This window comes from Nonomuraea ferruginea (assembly GCF_039540635.1).
Lineage (GTDB): Bacteria > Actinomycetota > Actinomycetes > Streptosporangiales > Streptosporangiaceae > Nonomuraea > Nonomuraea ferruginea.
In genome coordinates, this window is the sequence record NZ_BAABFD010000025.1 from 19991 (window position 1) to 39539 (window position 19549).

Annotated in this window: 20 protein-coding genes; 6 read left to right on the forward strand and 14 right to left on the reverse strand. The window is 71.2% G+C overall.

Annotated features, from left to right (window positions below; all coding sequences use genetic code 11):
- Positions 1 to 30: 30 nt before the first annotated feature.
- Both ABD999_RS36870 and ABD999_RS36875 read right to left on the reverse strand, forming a co-directional pair.
- Positions 31 to 282, reverse strand: coding sequence for a hypothetical protein (locus ABD999_RS36870; protein WP_271278515.1), 252 nt, complete (start codon positions 280 to 282; stop codon positions 31 to 33).
- A 20-nt stretch (positions 283 to 302) separates the two neighbouring features.
- Positions 303 to 560: a hypothetical protein gene (locus ABD999_RS36875; RefSeq protein ID WP_148033635.1), complete on the reverse strand. Its 258-nt coding sequence runs from the start codon at positions 558 to 560 to the stop codon at positions 303 to 305.
- Positions 561 to 742: 182 nt separating this feature from the next.
- Here ABD999_RS36875 and ABD999_RS36880 point away from each other — a divergent pair, with 182 nt between their 5' ends.
- The gene (locus tag ABD999_RS36880; protein WP_271278514.1) at positions 743 to 1423 is read left to right on the forward strand and encodes an NIPSNAP family protein; all 681 of its coding nucleotides are present in this window, start codon (positions 743 to 745) and stop codon (positions 1421 to 1423) included.
- A gap of 128 nt (positions 1424 to 1551) precedes the next feature.
- Here ABD999_RS36880 and ABD999_RS36885 read toward each other — a convergent pair whose 3' ends face one another.
- A complete protein-coding gene (locus ABD999_RS36885) occupies positions 1552 to 3063 on the reverse strand; it encodes a glycoside hydrolase family 3 protein (RefSeq protein ID WP_271278513.1) in 1512 nt (503 codons plus the stop codon).
- A 359-nt stretch (positions 3064 to 3422) separates the two neighbouring features.
- On the opposite strand from ABD999_RS36885, the gene ABD999_RS36890 reads away from it, so the two are divergent.
- Together ABD999_RS36890 and ABD999_RS36895 are read left to right on the forward strand one after the other, a co-directional pair.
- On the forward strand, positions 3423 to 4100 hold the full coding sequence (locus ABD999_RS36890) for a TetR/AcrR family transcriptional regulator (protein ID WP_148033638.1): 678 nt from the start codon (positions 3423 to 3425) through the stop codon (positions 4098 to 4100).
- Positions 4097 to 4771, forward strand: coding sequence for a DNA alkylation repair protein (locus ABD999_RS36895; RefSeq protein WP_148033639.1), 675 nt, complete (start codon positions 4097 to 4099; stop codon positions 4769 to 4771). The genes ABD999_RS36890 and ABD999_RS36895 overlap by 4 nt, the downstream gene beginning before the upstream one ends.
- A gap of 90 nt (positions 4772 to 4861) precedes the next feature.
- Here ABD999_RS36895 and ABD999_RS36900 read toward each other — a convergent pair whose 3' ends face one another.
- Positions 4862 to 6013 (reverse strand): RNA-guided endonuclease InsQ/TnpB family protein, encoded by a 1152-nt coding sequence (locus ABD999_RS36900; protein WP_271278512.1) that lies wholly within the window; start codon positions 6011 to 6013, stop codon positions 4862 to 4864.
- 81 nt (positions 6014 to 6094) lie between these two features.
- Between ABD999_RS36900 and tnpA the strand changes: the two genes are divergently transcribed.
- Positions 6095 to 6451, forward strand: a complete 357-nt coding sequence (gene tnpA / locus ABD999_RS36905; RefSeq protein WP_271278511.1) for an IS200/IS605 family transposase — start codon at positions 6095 to 6097, stop codon at positions 6449 to 6451.
- A gap of 113 nt (positions 6452 to 6564) precedes the next feature.
- On the opposite strand, the gene ABD999_RS36910 is transcribed toward tnpA, so the two are convergent.
- Entirely contained in the window at positions 6565 to 7533 is a 969-nt protein-coding gene (locus ABD999_RS36910; RefSeq protein ID WP_271278520.1) for a LysR family transcriptional regulator, read from the reverse strand.
- An 82-nt stretch (positions 7534 to 7615) separates the two neighbouring features.
- Between ABD999_RS36910 and metE the strand changes: the two genes are divergently transcribed.
- The gene (gene metE, locus ABD999_RS36915; protein WP_148033641.1) at positions 7616 to 9796 is read left to right on the forward strand and encodes a 5-methyltetrahydropteroyltriglutamate--homocysteine S-methyltransferase; all 2181 of its coding nucleotides are present in this window, start codon (positions 7616 to 7618) and stop codon (positions 9794 to 9796) included.
- Here metE and ABD999_RS36920 read toward each other — a convergent pair.
- Genes ABD999_RS36920 through ABD999_RS36945 form a run of 6 tightly spaced genes read right to left on the reverse strand, consistent with a single transcriptional unit; the run spans position 9786 to position 15555 of the window.
- On the reverse strand, positions 9786 to 10631 hold the full coding sequence (locus ABD999_RS36920; protein WP_271278510.1) for a phosphotransferase family protein: 846 nt from the start codon (positions 10629 to 10631) through the stop codon (positions 9786 to 9788). The two genes, metE and ABD999_RS36920, sit on opposite strands and share 11 nt — an antisense overlap.
- 53 nt (positions 10632 to 10684) lie before the next feature.
- Positions 10685 to 11599, reverse strand: coding sequence for a carbohydrate ABC transporter permease (locus ABD999_RS36925; RefSeq protein ID WP_148033643.1), 915 nt, complete (start codon positions 11597 to 11599; stop codon positions 10685 to 10687).
- Positions 11600 to 11604: 5 nt separating this feature from the next.
- Entirely contained in the window at positions 11605 to 12516 is a 912-nt protein-coding gene (locus ABD999_RS36930) for a carbohydrate ABC transporter permease (RefSeq protein ID WP_271278509.1), read from the reverse strand.
- Positions 12516 to 13925 (reverse strand): N-acetylglucosamine/diacetylchitobiose ABC transporter substrate-binding protein, encoded by a 1410-nt coding sequence (ngcE, locus tag ABD999_RS36935; protein WP_345483128.1) that lies wholly within the window; start codon positions 13923 to 13925, stop codon positions 12516 to 12518. Before ngcE ends, ABD999_RS36930 begins: the two co-directional genes overlap by 1 nt.
- Before the next feature lie 25 nt (positions 13926 to 13950).
- Positions 13951 to 14679 carry an SIS domain-containing protein gene (locus ABD999_RS36940; protein WP_271275995.1) on the reverse strand — a complete coding sequence of 243 codons (729 nt, stop codon included), beginning with the start codon at positions 14677 to 14679 and terminating at the stop codon, positions 13951 to 13953.
- Positions 14680 to 15555 (reverse strand): MurR/RpiR family transcriptional regulator, encoded by an 876-nt coding sequence (locus tag ABD999_RS36945; protein WP_219544253.1) that lies wholly within the window; start codon positions 15553 to 15555, stop codon positions 14680 to 14682.
- A 73-nt stretch (positions 15556 to 15628) separates the two neighbouring features.
- Here ABD999_RS36945 and ABD999_RS36950 point away from each other — a divergent pair, with 73 nt between their 5' ends.
- The gene (locus ABD999_RS36950; protein WP_271275996.1) at positions 15629 to 16579 is read left to right on the forward strand and encodes an N-acetylglucosamine kinase; all 951 of its coding nucleotides are present in this window, start codon (positions 15629 to 15631) and stop codon (positions 16577 to 16579) included.
- Between the two features lie 12 nt (positions 16580 to 16591).
- Here ABD999_RS36950 and ABD999_RS36955 read toward each other — a convergent pair whose 3' ends face one another.
- From ABD999_RS36955 to ABD999_RS36965, 3 genes are read right to left on the reverse strand one after another with little or no spacing between them, the layout of a single operon-like run.
- Positions 16592 to 17410, reverse strand: coding sequence for a carbohydrate ABC transporter permease (locus tag ABD999_RS36955; RefSeq protein ID WP_271275997.1), 819 nt, complete (start codon positions 17408 to 17410; stop codon positions 16592 to 16594).
- Complete coding sequence (locus tag ABD999_RS36960) at positions 17407 to 18285, reverse strand: carbohydrate ABC transporter permease (protein WP_271275998.1); 879 nt, start codon at positions 18283 to 18285, stop codon at positions 17407 to 17409. The genes ABD999_RS36955 and ABD999_RS36960 overlap by 4 nt, the downstream gene beginning before the upstream one ends.
- Positions 18286 to 19545, reverse strand: coding sequence for an extracellular solute-binding protein (locus ABD999_RS36965; RefSeq protein WP_271275999.1), 1260 nt, complete (start codon positions 19543 to 19545; stop codon positions 18286 to 18288).
- Between the last annotated feature and the right edge of the window lie 4 nt (positions 19546 to 19549).

A 19549-nucleotide genomic window follows, 5' to 3' on the forward strand; every position in this document is an offset into this window, starting at 1 on the left:
GCCCCCGGGCAGCGCGGGCGCATCCACCTGCTAGTCGACGTCGACGGCCACGCGGGCCCAGCTGCGGTTGGTCGCCACGACCGCGTTGCCGTTGATGTTGGTCACGTTGGTCGCGGCCGAGCCGCCGCGGTTGCTCGTGCCGATGTTGCTGAAGTTGTTGCCCGTCTGCGACGACTCGCTGTTGCGGCTGTCGTTGTCGATCCGGGTGTCGGCGTGAGCGGGGACGGCCATGAGGGCGAGGCCGGCGGCGGTGAACCCGACGAGCGCGAGCTTCTTGATCATTTCTTGGTGGTCCCTTCGGATCAGAAGAAGATGTAGGTGATGGCGGTGCTGCCGTTGGCCGCCGTGATGGCGTAGCCGTTGAGGTTGTTGACGTTGACCGACCGGCCCCAGCCGTGGTTGGCCGAGCCGACGCGGGAGAACGTGTTGCCCGACTGCGACGACGAGGTGTTGGTGCTCCAGTTGTCGGTCCAGCTGTCGGCGTGCGCCGGTGCGGCCAGCACCGTGACGCCGACCGCTGTCGCCACCACGAAGCCCGTGGCGCACAGCTTCTTGATCACTTCAGCTCCTTCGTCGTGTGAGGGCAGGCGAACGCCCTCATTGACCTGCCTTGACCCGGGGGGGTCAAAGCCAAAGCGATCGTATAGCCCTGGGTAGCCAATCAACAGCATATGGTGATCAGAAGATTGTTCTGCGCTATCCCTGACGGAAGACGTCAGTGTCCCGGGCCTAGCGTCACCGCATGATCTACGAGCTTCGCCGCTACACCATGGTGCCCGGCGCCCGTGACGTGCTCATCGACCTGTTCGAGCGGGAGTTCGTCGAGACGCAGGAAGAGGCGGGGATGCGGGTCGTCGGCCACTTCCGCAATCCCGACGACCCCGACCAGTACCCCTGGATCCGCTCATTTCCTGACATGGAGGCACGCAAGGCGGCGCTGACCGCCTTCTACTCGGGGCCCGCCTGGAAGGCGAACCGCGACGCGGCCAACGCCACCATGCTGGACTCCGACGACGTCCTCCTGCTCCGCCCCGTCTCCGCGCCCCACACCCCCGCCTGGTCCTGGCCGCGCCCCCTCGCCCCCACCGGCCCGCGCCCGCCTGTGGGGGCCACCGCTCTCCCCTCTTCCCTGTACGTGGCCACGATCTGCCACGTCGAGGACGGGTTCGCGGCGTACTTCGCCTCCCAGGTGGCGCCCGCCCTGGTGTCGGCCGGGGCGCCGCCTCTCGCCTGTTTCGAGACCGAGCCCGCGGCCAACACCTTCCCTGCGCTTCCCGTACGGGAGGGAGAGAACGTGTTCATCTGGCTGACGCGTTTCGAACGGGCGGCCGACGAACTTCCCCTCCCCACCCTCGACGCTTACCTGACAGCACCCCCACACCGCCTCCCCCTCTCCCCCGCCGCCCGCTCAGCCCTCAGGTAACGAACGCGCCTCCACCTCTCCCCGGCCCGCTCAGCCCTCAAGGTGACCCGCGCCGCCGCCGCCTCTCCGCGTGGCCCTCAGGCGACCGGCGCGCAGCCTCCGCCTCTCCCCGCCGGCCCGCTCAGCCCTCAGGTGATGGGCGTGCCGGCGATTACTTCTGCGGCGGCCTGGCCGCAGACGCGGGCGGCGCCGTAGGTGGCGATGTGGACGGCGCCGAGGTCCGCGCGGTGCGGCAGGCCCATCTCCACCACCACCGCGTCCGGGCGGGCGCTGAGCAGGTGACGCAGCGCCTCGGCCTGCCACGGGTGCCGGTGTGCGTCGCGGACCACGAGCACGAGCCCGCGGCCGGTGATTCGGGCGAGCAGGTCCTCGATCGCGGCCCCGGTTGCCTCGCCGGCGGCGAACCGGGTCGCGGTGGTGCCCGGCAGCAGCTCGGCGAGCGGCCCGGCCACCCCCCATGGAGTGGCCTTGTCGATGGCCATGTGCGTCTCGGGGGCGAGCTCCACGACGTGCGGGGCGTCGGTCAGCGGCAGCACCGGCGGGCTGGCCCGGCGCGTGACGCGCAGCGCCCGCCGCGCCGCCACCATCCCGATCCCACCACCGGCCCGCGTGGTATCCGCGGTACCGCCGGCACCGTCTGTGCTGCCCGGGGAGGTGGTCCAGAGTGCCAGCTCGCGGACCCTGCGGGCGGCGTCGGCCAGTCTCTCCTCGGGCAGCAGCCCTTCGGTCACCGCGGTGAGGATGGCGTCGCGCATCGCGTCGATGGTGGCCTCGTCGTAGCTCTCGCCGCCGACGCAGATGGCGTCCGCGCCGGCGGCGAGGGCGCGGGCGGCGGCACCCCCGATGCCGTACGGACCGGAGACGGAGGTCATCTCGATCCCGTCGGTGACGATCACGCCGTCGAAGCCGAGCTCCTCGCGCAGCAGGCCGGTGAGGACCTTGGGACTGAGCGTGGCGGGCAGGTGCGGGTCGTACGAGGGCACGAGCAGGTGCCCGGTCATGACGGCCCGCACGCCCTCGGCGATGGCCGCGCGGAACGGCCGCAGGGCCTGCTCGATGCCGCCGTCCGCGACGACCGGCACGCCGTGGTGGGAGTCGACCGAGGCGTCCCCGTGCCCGGGGAAGTGCTTGGCGCAGGCCGCGACGCCGGCGGACTGCAGGCCGCGGATGAACGCCCGGGTGTGCCGGGCGACCAGCTCGGGATCGGCGCCGAAGGCACGCAGCCCGATGACGGGGTTGCGGGGGTTGGAGTTCACGTCGGCGGAGGGCGCGAAGTCGATGCCGATCCCGACGGCCGCGAGATCCAGCCCCAGGTCGCGGGCGAGCTCCTCGGTCAGGGCGGGGTCGTCCACGACGCCGAGCGCGTAACCGCCGGGGCGGCTGCTGCCCGTGGCGACCTCCAGCCTGGTCACCTCGCCGGTCTCCTCGTCGGTGCCGACCAGCACGTGCGGGTTCTCGGCGCGCAGGGCCGCCGTGAGGCGGGCCACCTGCTCGGGATCGACGATGTTGCGGGAGAACAGCACCACCCCGGCCAGCCCCTCGGAGAGTCTGCGGCGCAGCCACTCGGGCGGCGTGTGCCCCGCGAAACCCGGCAGGAGGACGGCGTCGGTCATGCGGAGGAGATCGCGGCTCGGAGGCATGAACCGCAATCTAATAGGAAAGTTTCTTATTTGCTAGAGGCGTTCCCGAACGTCACCCCGTCCCCCGTGATGACGAAGTCCGCCACCATCACCCGCGAGCGCCCTTCCGCCTATGAAGTCCCGCTGCCGCCCCGCATCTCTTGGTCGCCGTCAGGGCCGGGAACGAACCGCGCCCACCGCCGAAGGGGCGCGCTGGTGGGGTGGTCCGGTCCGGAGGATCATGCCGTCGGGCAGCGAACCCCGACGCGACGCCGATAGTGAACAGGTTTGCCGTGTGTTCATGGTGACCCGGAAGCGCTGGATAATGGCTGGGAGCGGTGGAATCAACTGTTCACCAAGCGCTTGGTCGAGGGCGCATAATGGTGTCCGTGACAACGCGAAAGAACTCCGGCGACACCGCCACCCAGGCGAAGCGTGCCGGCGCCGCCTCCTCGGGGGCGGCGTCCGAGCGCCGCGAACATCTCGTCAGACTCGCCGCGGAGCTCTTCGCCGCCAAGGGATTCCAGGCCACGACCGTCCGGCAGATCGCCCAGGAGGCGGGCATCCTCTCGGGCAGCCTCTACCACCACTTCGACTCGAAAGAGGCGATCGTCGACGAGGTGCTGTCCACCTTCCTCGACGACGTCACCGCCCGCTACCGCGCCGCCGTCGCGGGCGGCGACGACCCGCTCGCGGTGCTGACGGAGATGGTCCGCATCGGGTTCGGCACGCTGGAGCCGCACCGCGCCGCGATCACCGTGATGCAGAACGACTGGAACTACCTGCGTCAGTTCGAGCGCTTCAACTACCTGGTCAAGGCCGAGGAGGAGGTCGAGCAGATCTGGGTGACGCAGATCAGGGCCGGCCAGGCGGCCGGGCAGCTCCGCGACGACGTCGACCCGAAGCTGACCTACCGGATGATCCGCGACACGATCTGGGTGGCGGTGCGCTGGTTCCGCCCCGACGGCAGGCTCGACACGGCCGCGCTGGCCGAGCACTTCGTCACCGTCCTGTTCGACGGCCTGGCCACCGGCGAGCGGACCTCGCAGCGGGCATGAGCCTGACCGACGAGGTGCGGCTGGCCTTGCGCAAGGCGGCGGAGCCCGGCAAGGCTGCCGCCATGCGGGCCTACATGAAGTCGGCGATGCCGTTCCTCGGCGTCCAGGCCGGGCCGCGGCGGGCCGCGCTCAGGCAGGTGTTCGCCGACCACCCCCTGGAGACGGCGCCCGAGTGGCGGCGGGCGGTGTTGCGGCTGTGGCGCGAGGCCGAGTTCCGCGAGGAGCGCTACGCCGCGATCGAGCTGACCGGCTTCCGCCTCTACCGCGACTTCCAGACCCTCTACACGGTCCCGATGTACGAGGAGATGATCGTCACCGGCGCCTGGTGGGATCTGGTGGACGAGTTGGCCACACACCGCGTCGGCGGATTGCTGACCGCCTTTCCTGAGACGATGCGGCCGCTCATGCTGGAGTGGGCGCACGCCGGCGACCTGTGGAAGCGGCGCACGGCGATCCTGTGCCAGAACCGGTTCAAGGCCCGCACGGACACCGCCCTGCTGTACGCGTGCATCGAGCCGAGCCTGTCCGACAACGACTTCTTCGCACGCAAGGCGATCGGGTGGGCGCTGCGCGAGTACGCCAAGACGAACCCGGACGAGGTGGTGCGTTACGTACGGGCCAAGGGCATCTCGGGGCTGAGCCGCCGGGAGGCGCTGAAGAACATCACTTGACGCGCTCTCCGGCCTGAAGGCCGGACATTCAGCCCGTGCCGCACGTGCGGCACCTCTGTGGCTTCCTGTTTCGCCGGGTCCTGCCCTCCGTCAGGCGGCGGGTCTTACGGTCCCTCCGCAGGCGTTTAGCCTCTCCGCCCGTCCGGCGGCGAGGATGTTGATCGCGGCGTTGACGTCCCGGTCGTGGACCGCTCCGCACGGGCAGATCCACGACCGGATGTTCAGCGGCATCGTGCCCGCCACGGCGCCGCACGCCGAGCACGACTTGCTCGATGGGAAGAACCGGCCGACCTTGGCGAAGCCCCGGCCGTACCGTCCGGCTTTGTACTCCAGCATGGTCACGAACTGCGACCAGCCCGCATCGTGAACGCTCTTGGCCAGCCGGGTGCGGGCCAGGCCCTTCACGCACAGGTCCTCCACGTACACCGCTTGGTTGTCGCGGATGATCCGCGTGGAGAGCTTGTGCGCGAAGTCCCGGCGCGCGTCGGCCACCCTGACGTGAGCACGGGCGACCCGGGCCGCGGCCTTCTTCCGGTTCGCCGACCCCCTGGCCTTGCGGGACAGGGCCTGCTGAGCCTTCTTCAACCGTCGTCCGGCACGGCGCAGAAACCTCGGATTGTCGATCTTCCGGCCGTCTGAGAGCACCGCGAAGTGGGTGAGCCCCAGGTCGATACCGACCTCGTCCGGCGCCTGCGGCAACGGATCTGCGCCGGTCTCGACCACGAACGAGGCGAAGTACCGCCCCGCCGCGTCCTTGATGACCGTCACGCTCGACGGCTCGGCGGGCAGATCACGAGACCATCGCACCGGCACGTCGCCGATCTTCGGCAGGCGCAGCTTCCCGCCCGCCGTGACCGTGAAGCGGGCGTTCCTGGTGAACCGGACCGCCTGCCGGTTGTCCTTGCGGGAGCGGTACCGGGGCGGCGCGACCTTCGATCCTTTCCGCTCGCCCGACAGGGAGGCGAAGAAGTTGCGGTAGGCCGTGTTCAGGTCGGCCAGCGCCTGCTGGAGCACCACGGCGGAGACCTCGCCCAGCCAGGCGCGTTCCGGCGTCTTCTTCGCCTGGGTGATGACCTGCTTGGACAGGTCTCCATCCGAGATGTACGGCAAGCCGCCGGCGTGGGCTTCCTGCCTGGCGCGCAGCCCGTCGTTGAACACCGTCCGTGCGCACCCGAACGCCCGAGCCAGCGCTTGACGCTGACCAGCAGACGGGTGGAGCCGGAAGTTGTACCGGAGCTGCACGCCATGACCTTACCGCTGGTTCATGGCTGAGCATGGGCACATGAGCACAGGTAGACACTGGTTTTCATCCTGCACGCCCACGTGGTTTCCGCGGCCAGGTTCCGGCATCGGGTGTTCACCGGGACCCACCTGGAGCGCATGGAGCAGATCATGCGGCAGGTGTGCGCGGACTTCGAGTGCGAGCCGGCCGAGTTCAACGGCGAGAGCAACCACGTCCACCCGCTGGTGAACTTCCCGCCGAAGGTCGCACTGTCCCACCTGGTCAACCCGCTGAAAGGGGTGTCCTCCAGGCGGCTGCGCACCGAGTTCCCCGGACTGGCCCGCCACTACTACCGGGCGAACAAGCCGTGGTCGGGCTTCTCCTTCGCAGGAAGCGTGGGCGGCGCTGCGGTCAGCGTCCTGCGGCAGTACATCCAGCAACACAACCGCCCGGTCTGAGCCGGGTAGACGCCGGATCGCCTGGGGCGATCCGGCTTTCCCTGCCCCGCTACGCGGGAGAGTCCGCTTCACCCCCGGCCTGAAGGCCGGAGCACTGCGGACGACCCAGTAGCTCATCTGGTCCACAGCGCGTCCTGCATCGCCTGGACGAGCGCCAGCAGCTCGTTCGTGACCCGCTCCCTGGACCAGGCCAGCGCGTACGTGATCTGGAGGTCGGCGCCCTCCAGCGGCACGAACACGACGTCGTCGCGCCGCACGCTCCGCACCAGCAGGTGCGGGATCGGCAGCACCCCCGCCCCGGCGGCCACCAGGTCGAGCGCGGCCCCGAAGTCGTCGTCGCGCACCATGCGCGGATGCCCCGGCAGCCCCGCCCACCGCCGTCCTCCAGGCGTCAGCACCACCAGCCCGGCAAGGTCCGCCGGACGCACCTCGCCCCGTCCGGACTCCGCCGGGCGGGGTTCCGTCGCGCCTGGTTCTTTCCGGAGGGCCTCCGCTGGACGGGGCGTGTCCGGCGTCGTCGTACGGGGTGTGCGGGACGGTCTTGTGAGGTGGGGCTCGGGGGCGCGGGCCGCCAGGGGGTGGGTGGGCGGGACGGCGAGGTGGTCGACGGTCACGTGGAAGCGGGCGGCGGTGGTGAAGCGGGCCGGGGCCGGGGTGGCCAGGATGGCGGCCGACACCTCGCCCGCGTCCAGGGCGGCCGCGGCGGCGGCGCGGCCCGCCGCGTGCAGTTCGACCGCCACCGGTGGAGTGCGGCCGGCCATGCGCCGGGCGATGCGGGCGGCCAGCGGGCCGGCGAGCGGTGGATAAGCCAGGTGAATGACCGGCCGGGCCAGCCGGGACGCCTCCGCCGTGAAGGCCGCCGCCGACTCCAGGACCTGCTCGGCGTACGGCAGCAGCGCCGCCCCGGCCGCCGTGAGCCGCACCGTACGGGCGCTGCGCTCGAAGAGGCGGACGCCGGTGGCGCGTTCGAGCCGGGCCACGGCCTGGCTGACGGCCGGCTGGGACATGCCCAGGTCGGCGGCGGCACGGGAGAAGCTCAGCCGCGCCGCCACCCGGGCGAAGCACTGGATCTCCCTGGCCATAAGCGTCACGAATAGATGATGCACGAGGCGGCCGGAGCCGTGCACGATGCCCGGACGTCCACGATCGTCTTGAGGAGCCTCGATGCCCGCTTTCCCTCAGTCCACCGTGCTCGGATACCCGCGGATCGGCCCCCGCAGGGAGTTGAAGCGCGCCCTGGAGTCGTACTGGGACGGCCGCGCCACCCGTGACGAGCTGGAGGCGGCCGGCGCCGCGATCCGGGCGTCGACCTGGCGCAGGCTGGCCGAGCTGGGCCTGGAGGGGCTGCCGTCGAACACGTTCTCCCTCTACGACCAGGTGCTCGACACGGCCGTGCTGCTGGGCGCGGTGCCGGAGCGCTACCGGGAGGCGGCGGACCCGTACTTCGCGATGGCGCGCGGCGCCGACGGGCTGGCGCCGCTGCGGATGACGAAGTGGTTCGACACGAACTACCACTACATCGTGCCGGAGATCGGCCCGGAGACGGCCTTCAAGCTGGACGCGGCCAAGCCGCTGGGCGAGGTCCGGGAGGCGCGGGCGCTGGGGTACGAGACGCGGCCGGTGGTGGTCGGGCCGGTGACGTTCCTGCTGCTGTCGGCGGACCCCGAGGCGGCGCTGGCGCGGCTGGACGACGTGCTCGCCTGTTACGAGGAGTTGCTCGGGGCGCTGGCGGCCGAGGGCGTGGCATGGGTGCAGCTCGACGAGCCGGCGCTGGTGGCGGACCGGACGCCGGCCGAGCTGGCGGCGGTGCGGACCGCCTACGAGCGGCTGGGGAACGTGGCGGCCCGGCCGGGGCTGTTCGTGGCCTCGTACTTCGGGCATCTCGGGGAGGCGCTGCCGGTGCTGGCGGCGACCCCGGTGGAGGCCGTCGGGGTGGACCTGGTGCGCGGCGGCGCCGACGGGCTGGCCGCGCTGGCGGGCAAGACGGTGGTGGCCGGCGTGGTGTCGGGGCGGGACGTGTGGCGGACGTCGCCGTCGCGGGCGGCGCGCGCCCTGGCTGCGGTGCGCGAGCACGCGGACCAGGTGACGGTCAGCACGTCGTGCTCCCTGCTGCACGTCCCGTACGACGTCACCGCCGAGCCCGGCCTCGACCCGGCGCTCCGGGGCCGCCTCGCCTTCGCCGAGCAGAAGGTCTCCGAGGTCGTGGCCCTCTCCCGTACGGCCCCGCCGGTGCAGGACGGCGGTGAGGACGCGCGGGCACACCGGGCGGGCGCGGCGGATGTGAGCGTGGGCGCGGGGCGGAGTGCGTACGAGGTGCGGGCGCGGGCGCAGGCGGAGCGGCTCAAGCTGCCGCTGCTGCCGGTGACCACCATCGGGTCGTTCCCGCAGACGGGTGAGCTGCGGGCGGCGCGGGCGGGCGTGGCGGCGGGGACGCTCGACGCGGAGGAGTACGAGAGCCGGGTGCGGGCCGAGGTCGAGCGGGTGATCCGGCTGCAGGAGCGCCTCGGCCTGGACGTGCTGGTGCACGGCGAGCCCGAGCGCAACGACATGGTGCAGTACTTCGCCGAGCACCTCGAAGGCTTCGCGGTGACCGCGAACGGCTGGGTCCAGTCGTACGGGTCGCGCTGCACCAGGCCGCCCATCCTGCACGGCGACGTGTCGCGGCCGGAGCCGATCACCGTGCGGTGGGCCGCGTACGCGGGGTCGCTCACGGACCGGCCGGTCAAGGGGATGCTCACCGGCCCGGTGACGATCGTGGCCTGGTCGTTCGTCCGGGACGACCTGCCGCTGCGTGACGTGGTGCGCCAGGTGGCGGACGCGGTGCGGGAGGAGGTGCGCGACCTGGAGGCGGCCGGCGTGCCGATCATCCAGGTGGACGAGCCGGCGCTGCGCGAGCTGCTGCCGCTGCGCCGGTCGGCGCAGGCCGGCTACCTGGAGTGGGCGGTGGCCGCGTACCGCAGGGCGACCTCCGGCGCGGGCGACCGCACGCAGATCCACACCCACCTGTGCTACTCGAACGCCGACCAGATCCTGGCCGCGATCGACGGGCTGGACGCGGACGTGACCACGATCGAGTCGGCCCGGTCGGGGGCGCGGATCCTGGACGCGGTCGGGTCGTTCGGGCGCGGGCTGGGGCCGGGCGTGTACGACATCCACTCGCCGCGGGTGCCCGACGCGGCCGAGGTCGAGGGCCTGCTGCGGCGGACGCTGGCGGTGCTGCCGGCCGGGCGGGTCTGGGTGAACCCGGACTGCGGGCTGAAGACCCGCACCTACGAGGAGGTGGAGGCGTCGCTGGCGAACGTGGTCGCGGCGGCGGCGGGGCTGCGCGCCGAGCTCAGCCGGTGAAGGTCCACTCCAGGTGGGCCAGGGCGGCCTCGGCGTAGCGGGCCGGGCCGGTGCTGAGGCCGTAGGCGAGGTCCTCGATGAGGGCGCAGCGGGCGTAGAACAGCGCCCGCCGCCGGTCCTCGCCGTCGAAGGGCCCGTCGTACGAGGCCAGGACCAGGTCGAGCACCTCCGGTCCGAGGTCACGCAAGATCTTGGCGAAGTCGTGGGCCGGGTCGGTGACGGCGGCGTCGGTCCAGTCGATGACGCCGGTCAGCGTGCTGGTCGCGGCGTCGGCCAGGAGGTGCTCGGCGCCGAGGTCGTTGTGGCAGAAGCGGAGGGTGCTCGGCTCCGGCGGCGGCTCGGCGGCGAGGAACCGCTCCACCAGGGGCCGCTGCCCGGCCGGGACGTGCCGCTCGACGTCGCGGTAGTCGAGCTGGGCGTCGTGCAGCAGGGTCGGCGCGGGGTAGAGGTCGGGCGGCGCCAGCTCGCGCATCCGCTCGACCGGTGCGGCGTGCAGCGCGCTGAGCAGGCCGCCGAGCGGCTCGGCCAGCCGCTTCGGGTCGGGCACGGGGTGCTGGTCGAGGGGCAGCCCCGGCAGCGCGTGGTAGGCGATGACGCCCGCCCGCTCGTCGGCGAACAGCACCTCCGGCACCCGCACCGCGACCAGGTCCTTGACCACGGCCAGCAGGGCGACCTCGCGCCGGACGGAGCCCGGGTCCGAGACGCGGGCGCGGACGATGAGCTCCCCGTTGACCAGATGCACGGTGTTGTCCAGGCCGTCACCGCTGGGCACGGCGGTGTGCACCTCGTAGCCGGGGAGGTGGCGGGCCAGCAACGCGCGGATGTCGCCGATCACATCCTGAAGCGTAGGGCCACCACCTCGTGCACGCGAGCCATATTCATGATTGGTTATTTGAGTGCCCCCGCCGTGAGCCCGGCCTGGATCTGGCGCTGGAAGACCGTGTAGACCACCAGCATCGGCAGGATGGCCAGGGTCAGCGCGGCGAACAGGGCCGCCCAGTCCTGGTCGTAGCCCGCCGCGGTCGAGATGTCGGCGATGCCCTGGGTGAGCACCCACTTGTCGCGCTCCTGCAGCAGCACCAGCGGCAGCTGGTACTGGTTCCACTGGCCGAGCACGTTGAAGATGGTGATGCTCACCAGCCCCGGCTTGGCCATCGGCAGCATGATCTGGAAGAACACGCGGGTGTGCGAGGCCCCGTCGACCCTGGCCGCCTCCGCGACCGCGGTGGGCAGCGTACGGAAGAACGCCGACAGGAAGAACACGGTGAAGGGCATCGAGTACGCGATGTACACCAGCACCAGCCCGGCGTGCGTGTTCAGCCCGATGAACGGGCCGACCAGCGGGACGTTCCCCATGTTCTGCACCACGAAGAACAGCGGCGTCAGCGCCAGGTAGACCGGGAAGGCCAGCCCCGACACGAACAGCAGGTAGACGGCCCGGTTGCCGCGGAACGGGTAGCGGGCCAGCACGTAGGCGGCCATCGACCCGACCAGCATGGTGCCGAACGTGCTGAACGACACGACGACGACGCTGTTGAGCATGTACTGCCCGATCTGTGCCTGTTCCCAGGCGCGGGCGAAGTTGTCCCACTGCAGGGCGGCGGGGAGGGACCAGGCGTCGCCGAAGATCTCCTCCTCGCTCTTCACCGAGGCGAGGAACGTCCACAGGATCGGCACCACGGTCAGCACCGTCCACACCAGCAGGGCGATGTGGGTGAGGATCGACAGCGGCCCGAGCCGCCTGCGGCGTTCGCGGCGGGCGAGACTGCGCGAGTTCGCGACCGTCCATGATGTCGTGGTCATTGTCGTCAGTACTCGATTCGTTCGCGGCGGGACAGGCGCAGCGACAGGATCGCGAAGCCGATGGTGAAGAAGAACATCACGACGCCCAGCGCCGAGGCGTAGCCGAAGCGGAAGTACTGGAACGCGTTGCGGTAGATCTCGGTGGCCATCACGGTGGTGGAGAAGTCGGGCCCGCCGTGCTGGTCGGTCATCACCCACACGATCGCGAACACGTCCAGCGCCAGGATGCCCAGGTAGACCCAGGCGACCTGCACGGTGTCCCAGAGCAGCGGCAGCGTGACGCGGAAGAACAGGCTGAACCGGCCGGCCCCGTCGATCTGGGCCGCCTCGAACATGTCGCGCGGGATCGACGCCAGCCCGGCCGAGAACAGCACCACGTAGAAGCCGACCGCCTGCCACACCATGACGCCCAGGACGGACCAGAACGCGATGTCCGGATCCGACAGGAAGCCGACGGGGTCCATCCCGATGGCCATCAGCGGCGCGTTCAGCATGCCGCTGTCGTCGGGCCTGAACACCTGCTGGAACAGCACCGCGACCACGGTCACGGCGAGCACCTGCGGGAAGAAGAACACCACCCGGTAGAACCTGGACCCGGCCACGCCCGCCACGCCCCGCCCCTCGCGTCCCACGTTGAGCAGGAACGCGAAGAACAGGGCGATGACGATCGTCAGCAGCGGCAGCAGCACGAGCAGCGCCGCGTTGTGGGTGACCGCCTTCCAGAAGATGCCGTCGGAGAACAACCGGATGAAGTTGTCGAACCCGATGAAGTTGGGTGTGGCGGTCACCCCCCGCCAGTCGGTCATCGCGATGTAGAACGCCTGCATGTACGGCGAGATCACGTAGACCAGGTAGAGCGTGACGGGCGCCGCCAGGAAGGACAGGATGAACAGGCCCCGGCGGTACGTGTTGAACATCAGCGCTTGTACTTCTTGATCGCGGAGTCGGCCTTCAGCTCGTCCGCCTTCTTCTGCAGCCGCTCCACGTACTTCTCGGGCGTGACGCCGCCGGTCATGAGCTGGCCGGTGGCGGCCACGGCCTCGTCGTGCAGCTGGCCGTACCAGCTGCGCCAGCGGTAGTAGACGGTGTTGGCGCCGGCGGCGGCGAGCGCCTCGGTGGCGCTCTTGGCGCCCGGCGACAGGTCGCGGCCCTCGCCCGCGCCCTTCACCACGGAGACGGTGCTGACGAGCTCGCTGAAGTCGCCGGCCGCCTTCTTCGACAGCATCGCCCGCAGGTACTCCATGCCGCCCTGCGGGTTGGCGCCCCGCGACGGCACGATGAACGACTCTCCCGGTTGGGTGTGCAGGGTGCCGTACGGCATCTTGTCGGAGGCGGTGAAGTCGGGGATGGGGAACATGCCGTACTCGAAGCCCTCGGGCGTGGTGGTCTTCTGCTCGTTCTCCAGCCACGAGCCGCACGGCAGCATGGCGACCTCGTTCTTGTTCTGCGCCGTCTGGGTCTGCACGTGGTCGAGGCCGGCCGTGCCCTGCATCAGGTACTTGGCGCCGACCTCGGCCCAGGCTTCGGCCGCCTGCCGCACCGGCTCGGCGGACCAGGCGCCGTCCTCCAGGTTGTCGATGTTGACCAGCACCTCGTTGCCGCCGATCTTGGCGGCCATGGTGAGAAGCGGCTCGTACAGGTACTGCGGGTGCTTGCCCGCGTATGTGAACGGCGCCATCTTGCCGGCCTTCTTGATCGTCTCGCAGAGGGCGAGGAACTCGTCCCAGGTCTTCGGCACGGTCCAGCCGTTGTCCCTGAAGGTCTTCTGCGAATACCAGATGCCGTGGATGTAGTTGACGTAGCCGAGCACGTGGAACTTGCCGTCGTAGGTGCCGAACTCGACGACGGCCGGGTCCAAGGTGTCCTTGACCTTGACGTTCGGGTCGTCCCAGCTCGGCGCGTCCAGCAGCGGGGCGAGGTCCTGGAGCTGGCCGTCCTGGGCGAGCGCGCCCATGTCCATGGCGTTCGCGCCGGAGTTGTCGATCACGTCGGGCGGGTTGCCGCCGGCGAACCGCGGCTGCAGGACCTTGGTGATCTCCTTGGTGACGTTGTGCTTGATCTCGGCGTCGGGGTACTTGGTCTTGAACAGCGGCTGGTGGATGTCGGTGGCGTAGGCGTTGCCGAAGCCGCCGTCGAAGATCCACACCTCCAGCGGCTTCTTGGCGTCGACGCCGAGCGGGTTGGCCGCGCTGGTGGCCGCCGGGGCCGCCGACGAGGCCGGCGCCTGGGTCTGCGGGGTGGCGCAGGCGGCGAGCGCGCCGGCCACGGGGACCAGCGCCGCGGCGCGGAGAAGGCCGCGCCGGGTGATGTGGGGGGTGTTCGCCATAGGTACTACTCCTGACTTGTCTGGCTCAACGTCGGATGCGCCCTGCGTACCGGCTCTCCAGGGCTCTGTTGTGCTCGTCGCCGCCGGCCACGTTGGCCGACAGGTAGACGGGCGGCGTCTCGCCGAGCGCCACCAGCCGCTCGACCGTCTGGGTGACCATCAGCTGTGCGAGCAGCGCCGAGGTGATCGTGGAGACCGCGCCGTAGGTTCCCCCGCCCGGCAGCTCCAGCACCGCGTCGCCGTACGGGGCGCCGTTGTCGAGGACCACGTCGGCCAGGTCGAGCAGCTTGCCGCCCGACGGGTGGCGTGAGGTCATCTGGACGCTGTGCCTGACCGAGGTGATCGCGATGAGCGGGTGTCCGCGCTCCTTGACGATCGTGGCGAGCTCGACCACCGCGCCGTTCACGCCGGAGCTGGAGATCAGTACGAACACGTCGCGCGGGTCCACGGGCGCCAGCGCGTAGATCCGGTGCGCGATCGCCGGGTCGCGCTCCAGCTCGGAGGTGAGCACGCCGGGCGGCTCTCCCCCGAACAGGACGAGGTCTCTGGGCGAGAGCCGGTTGCTCGGCACCAGCCCGCCCGCGCGTCCGGCGATCTCCATGGCGATGGCCTCGGAATGGCCGGAACCGAAAGCGTTTACCACACCGCCCGCGCGGAGCCCGGCGACCAGCGCCGCGGCGGCCCGCCCGACCGGCTCCGCCTGGCTCTCCGCGACCTGACGGGCCAGCTCCAGTGCCACGGTTGCGTACGTCATTCAGCCTCTCTCCACCCGGTGACTCTCGACAGCAGTGATCGTCAGCTCGAACGCCTCGTTGGTGCGCTCGTACGTCCGCTGCGCGACCGCCACGTACACCGCGTCCAGCACGAACAGCTGGGAGTGCACGGCGGCCAGCCCGCCGAGCCGGAACGTCGTCTCCCTGCTGGCGGTGGTCAGCACCAGGTCGGCCAGCTCCGCGAGCGGTGAGCGGGCGAACGAGGTGACGGCCACGGTCAGCGCGCCGTGGCTCCCGGCCTCGGCCAGCGACTCCATCACCTCGCGGGTGCGGCCTCTGTGGCTGATGCCGATGGCCACGTCGCCGCCGCGCAGCAGCGCCGCCTCGGACAGGGCCACGTGCGCGTCGTACGCGCTCCAGCACGGGATGCCGATGCGGCGCAGCCGGCCCTCCAGCATGGTCGCCACGTTGCCGCTGGTGGAGACCCCGACCAGGAGCACCCGGCGGGCGGCCACCACGGCGTCGGCGACCTTCGAGACCACCTCGGGATCGAGCTGGGCGGCGGTGTCCTGGATGAGCCGGGTGTCGGCGGCGGCCATCACCTCGATGGCGGCGTCGATCGGGTCGTCGGGGCCGATCTCGTGGCCCACGCCCGCGCCCCAGCCGGCCTGCGCGGCCCTGCCGGTCTCGGTGGCCAGCGCCACCCGCAGCTCGGCGTAGCCGGAGAAGCCGAACGCCCGGCAGAAGCGCGTCACGGTCGCGGGCGAGCTGCCGGCCCGCTCGGCCAGCGCGATGATGGTCGAGCGCGCGGCCTCGGCCGGGTCCTCGAGAATCGCCTCGCCGACCCTGCGCAACGCCTCGGGCAGAGCGGGGAGCTCGGTCTCGATGCGGCCCAGGGCACCTGGAGTCACGAACATTCCTTCCGAACATCCGGCCTTTCGGCGAAAATTATTCTTGCTTACCGGTCACGTCAAGACCCACAATCTGATCGTGACTATTTCGCTCGTGGTCGGGATCGACGCCGGTGCCACCGCCACCCGGGTGGCGGTCCACACCCTCGACGGCGCCCGGGTCGGGTACGCGCGAGCGGGCGCGGGCAACCCGACCGCGCACGGGCTGAACAAGGCGGTGGCCGCCATCACCGGCGCGCTGCGCGAGGCCCTCTCCGGCCACGACGGCTCCCGGGTGGTGGCCTCGCTCGCCGGGGTCGCCGGGCACGTCGAGCAGATGGCGCCCGACCTGGCCAAGGCCTGGGCCGACCTGGGCATCCCGTCCGCGCCCCGGCTGACGGGCGACGTCGAGATCGCCTACACCGCGGGCACCCCCGCCCCCGACGGCTCGCTCCTGCTCTCGGGCACCGGAGCGGTGGCGTCGGCCATCAGGTCCTACCGGCTGCACCGGATCGCCGACGGGCTCGGCTGGCTGCTGGGCGACAAGGGCTCCGGCTTCTGGATCGGTCGCGCCGCCGCCCAGCACACCGCCGCCGCCTTCGACGTTCCCTCCACCCCCGCCTCTGGCGGGCTGGCCGATCTGGTGGTGACCCACTTCCTCGGCGACTGGCGAGGCGCCACGGCGCGCGAGACCGACGACCGGTTCGTCCGCCTGATCCAGGGCGACCACATGCGCCTGGCCGAGCTCGCCCCGCTCGTGAGCCGCGCCGCCGCCGACGGGGACCCGGCCGCGCTGGCGATCACCCGGCGGGCCGCCGAACACCTGGCCTCCACCGTACGGAGAATCCACGTCTCGGGCCCCGTGGTGCTCGCCGGGAGCGTCCTCACCAACGACGGCCCCGTACGCGAGCACGTCCTCGACCTGCTGGCCGGCGAGCAGGTCCGCACGGCGGGCGACGCGGCGGGCGCGGCGGCCTGGCTGGCGGCCCGCGACCACCTGCCGGAGGACCGCGCGAAGGAGGCCCACGCCGCGTTCACCTCCCCCGCCTGAGCCCGCGGCGCGTCAGCCTTTGACGGCGCCCGCGGTCATGCCCGTGCCGACGCGGCGTTGCAGGAAGAGGAAGAGCAGCAGGACCGGCAGGGCGAAGAGGCCCGCCGCCGCCATCGTCGCTCCCCAGTCCGTGCCGAAGACGTCGCGGAAGGACGACAGCCAGACCGGCAGCGTGCGTTTGTCCTGGTCCTTGATGATGAGCACGTTCACGAACGCGAACTCGTTCCACGCCGTGATGAACCCGAACAGCGACGTCGCCATCAGCCCCGGCGCCAGCAGCGGGAACGTCACCCGCCGGAACGCCACCAGCCGCGAGCACCCGTCCACCTGCGCCGCCTCCTCCAGCTCCGGCGGGATCGCGGCGAGGAAGCCGCGGAGCGTGACGATGGTGAAGGGCAGGGTGATCATGAAGTACACCCCGGTCAGCATGGCCAGCGAGTCCAGCAGGTCGGTGTCCCTGGCGATGATGAACACCGGCACCAGCAGCGCCTCCCACGGCGCCATCTGGGCGGCGAACACCATGACCACGAACGCGCCGCGGCCCCGCCACCGCATCCGCGTCGCCGCGAACGCCGCCGCCATCGCCACCACCAGCGCCAGCAGCACGGCCGCCACCGTCACCAGCAGGCTGTTGCGCCAGAAGGTCCAGAACCCCGGCGCGTTCACGGCCGTGACGAAGTGGTCGAGCGTCGGCGAGGAGGGCCAGAAGGTGGGGGTGGCCGCCTGGATGTCCCGGGTCGGCTTGAACGCCGTCAGATACATCCAGTAGACCGGGAAGATCGTCACCACCAGCACGGCCAGCGCGACGGCGTTCAGGGCGAGCCTTCTCATGATCCGACCATCCGTCGCAGGTTGCTGATCAGGGCCACGACCAGGATCAGCACGGTGAGCATGGCGACCGCCGAGCCGAGGTCGTACCGGTGCAGCACCCTGGCGATCTTGAACGCGTACACCGGCAGGGTGGTCGTGGCGTCGCCCGGCCCGCCCTGGCTGAGCACCCAGATCTGCGGGAAGCACTTGGCCACCCAGATCACCTCCAGCGAGACGATCAGGGCGAAGAGGGTGCGCAGCATCGGCAGCGTGACCTGCCAGAAGATCTGCCACCCGGTGCCGCCGTCGATCCGCGCCGACTCGTACAGCTCGGCGGGAATGGTGGTCAGCCCGGCGTAGAGGGTGAGCGCCGCGAACGGCACCGACTGCCAGACCACCAGCACGACGAGCACCGCGAAGGTGGCGTCGCCGTCGGCGAACCAGGTGTAGCCGCGGAAGGAGTCGAGGCCGAGCGTGACCAGCAGCCAGTTGACCACGCCCAGCTCCGACTGGAACAGCCACTGGAAGACGGTGGTGGCCGCGATGATCGGGGTGGCCCAGGCCAGCGCCAGCGCGCTCATCAGGGCCAGCCGCATGCCGCGCCGCAGCCGTACGAGCAGCAGCGCGACGGCGGTGGACAGGACCACGATGAGCACCACGTTCACCGCGGTCCACCAGACGGTGCGCAGCAGCACCGCCCAGAACTCGTCCCCGGACAGCAGCTCCGCGTAGTTGCCGAAGCCGATGAAGGCGGCCCCGCCCTTGATCAGCTCGCCCATGCGGAAGTGCTGGAGGGAGATCACCGCCGCCTTGGCGACCGGGTAGAGCAGGAGGAAGGCCCCACCGGCCACCGTGGGCGCGATGAGCAGGTAGGGCCAGAAGGGACGGCCGCGCACTCAGGACCCGCTGTTGAGGGTGGCCGTGATGGACTCCGACGTCTTCCTCGCCTCCGCCGCGGGGTCGCCGCCGGTGAGCACCGCGGTCATGTACTGCTTGATGACCGAGGTGGCCTCGACGGCGGCCCAGTTGGGGGTGTTGGGGGTGGCCCGGCCGTTGGCGGCGCCGGTGGCCATGGCGGCGGTGCCCTCGTCGCCGGAGAGCACGCCGGCGAGCGAGGTGCGGTTCGGCACGAAGCTCATGGCCTTGGCCAGGTCGGTCTGGAACTCCTCCCCGGCCAGCGCCTTGACGACCTCGTACGCCTCCTCCTGGTGCTGGGAGGCGACCGGGACGATCAGGTCGGAGCCGCCGGTGAACACCGAGCCGGGCTTGTCGGGCGTCTTCCCCGGGATCGGGAAATATCCGATCTTGTCCTTGAGCTCCGGCTCGACCTCCAGGACGCGGGCGGCGATGCCGGGCACCGCGATGATCTGCGCGACCTTGCCCTGGGCGAACACCTCGTGCTGCGGCGGGTTGGCCTCGTCGGCGTCCTTGGGGCCCTTGCCGAGAGCCTGGAGGCGCTGGTAGAACTCCATGCCGGCGAGGGCCTGCGGGGTGTCGAGCGCGCCCTTCCACCGGCCGCCCTCCTGGACGGCGAGGTCGCCGCCCTCGTCCCAGATGAAGCCGGCCAGCGCGTACCAGGTCTGCCCGGTCAGGTAGATGCCCTGGTTACCCCCTTGATTCAGCTTTTTCGTGATTTCCAGCCATTCATCACGGGTTTTCGGTGGCTGGACGTCGGCCTTCGCGAACAGGTCCTTGTGGTAGACCACCACCCGGTTCGCCGCGTACCAGGGGATCCCGTACTGCTTGCCGTCGATGTTCCCCGGCTGGGCCAGGCCGGGCAGCCAGTCCTCGCCCCTGAGGTCGGCGACCTTGGCGGTGAGGTCGGTGACGCCGCCGCTGGCCGCGTACTGGGCGACCTGGGTGTTGCCGACCTCGATCACGTCCGGCGCGTCGGTGCTGGCCAGCGCGGCCGTCACCCGCTCGCCGATGCCGTCCCAGGCCTGGATCTGGATGTCCAGGTCCACCTCAGGATGGGCGGCCTCGTAGCCGGTCTCGAACGTCTTGAGCAGGTCCTGCGTGACGCTGCCGTCCATGATCCAGACGGTCAGCCCGGCGGGGCCGCTGCTCTCGGGCGCCGCGCCGGTCCCGGCGTCCGAGCCGCACGCCGCCGCGGCCAGGGCCAGGGCCGCCACCGCGGCGGTGAGTCGGTGCTTCATCGCG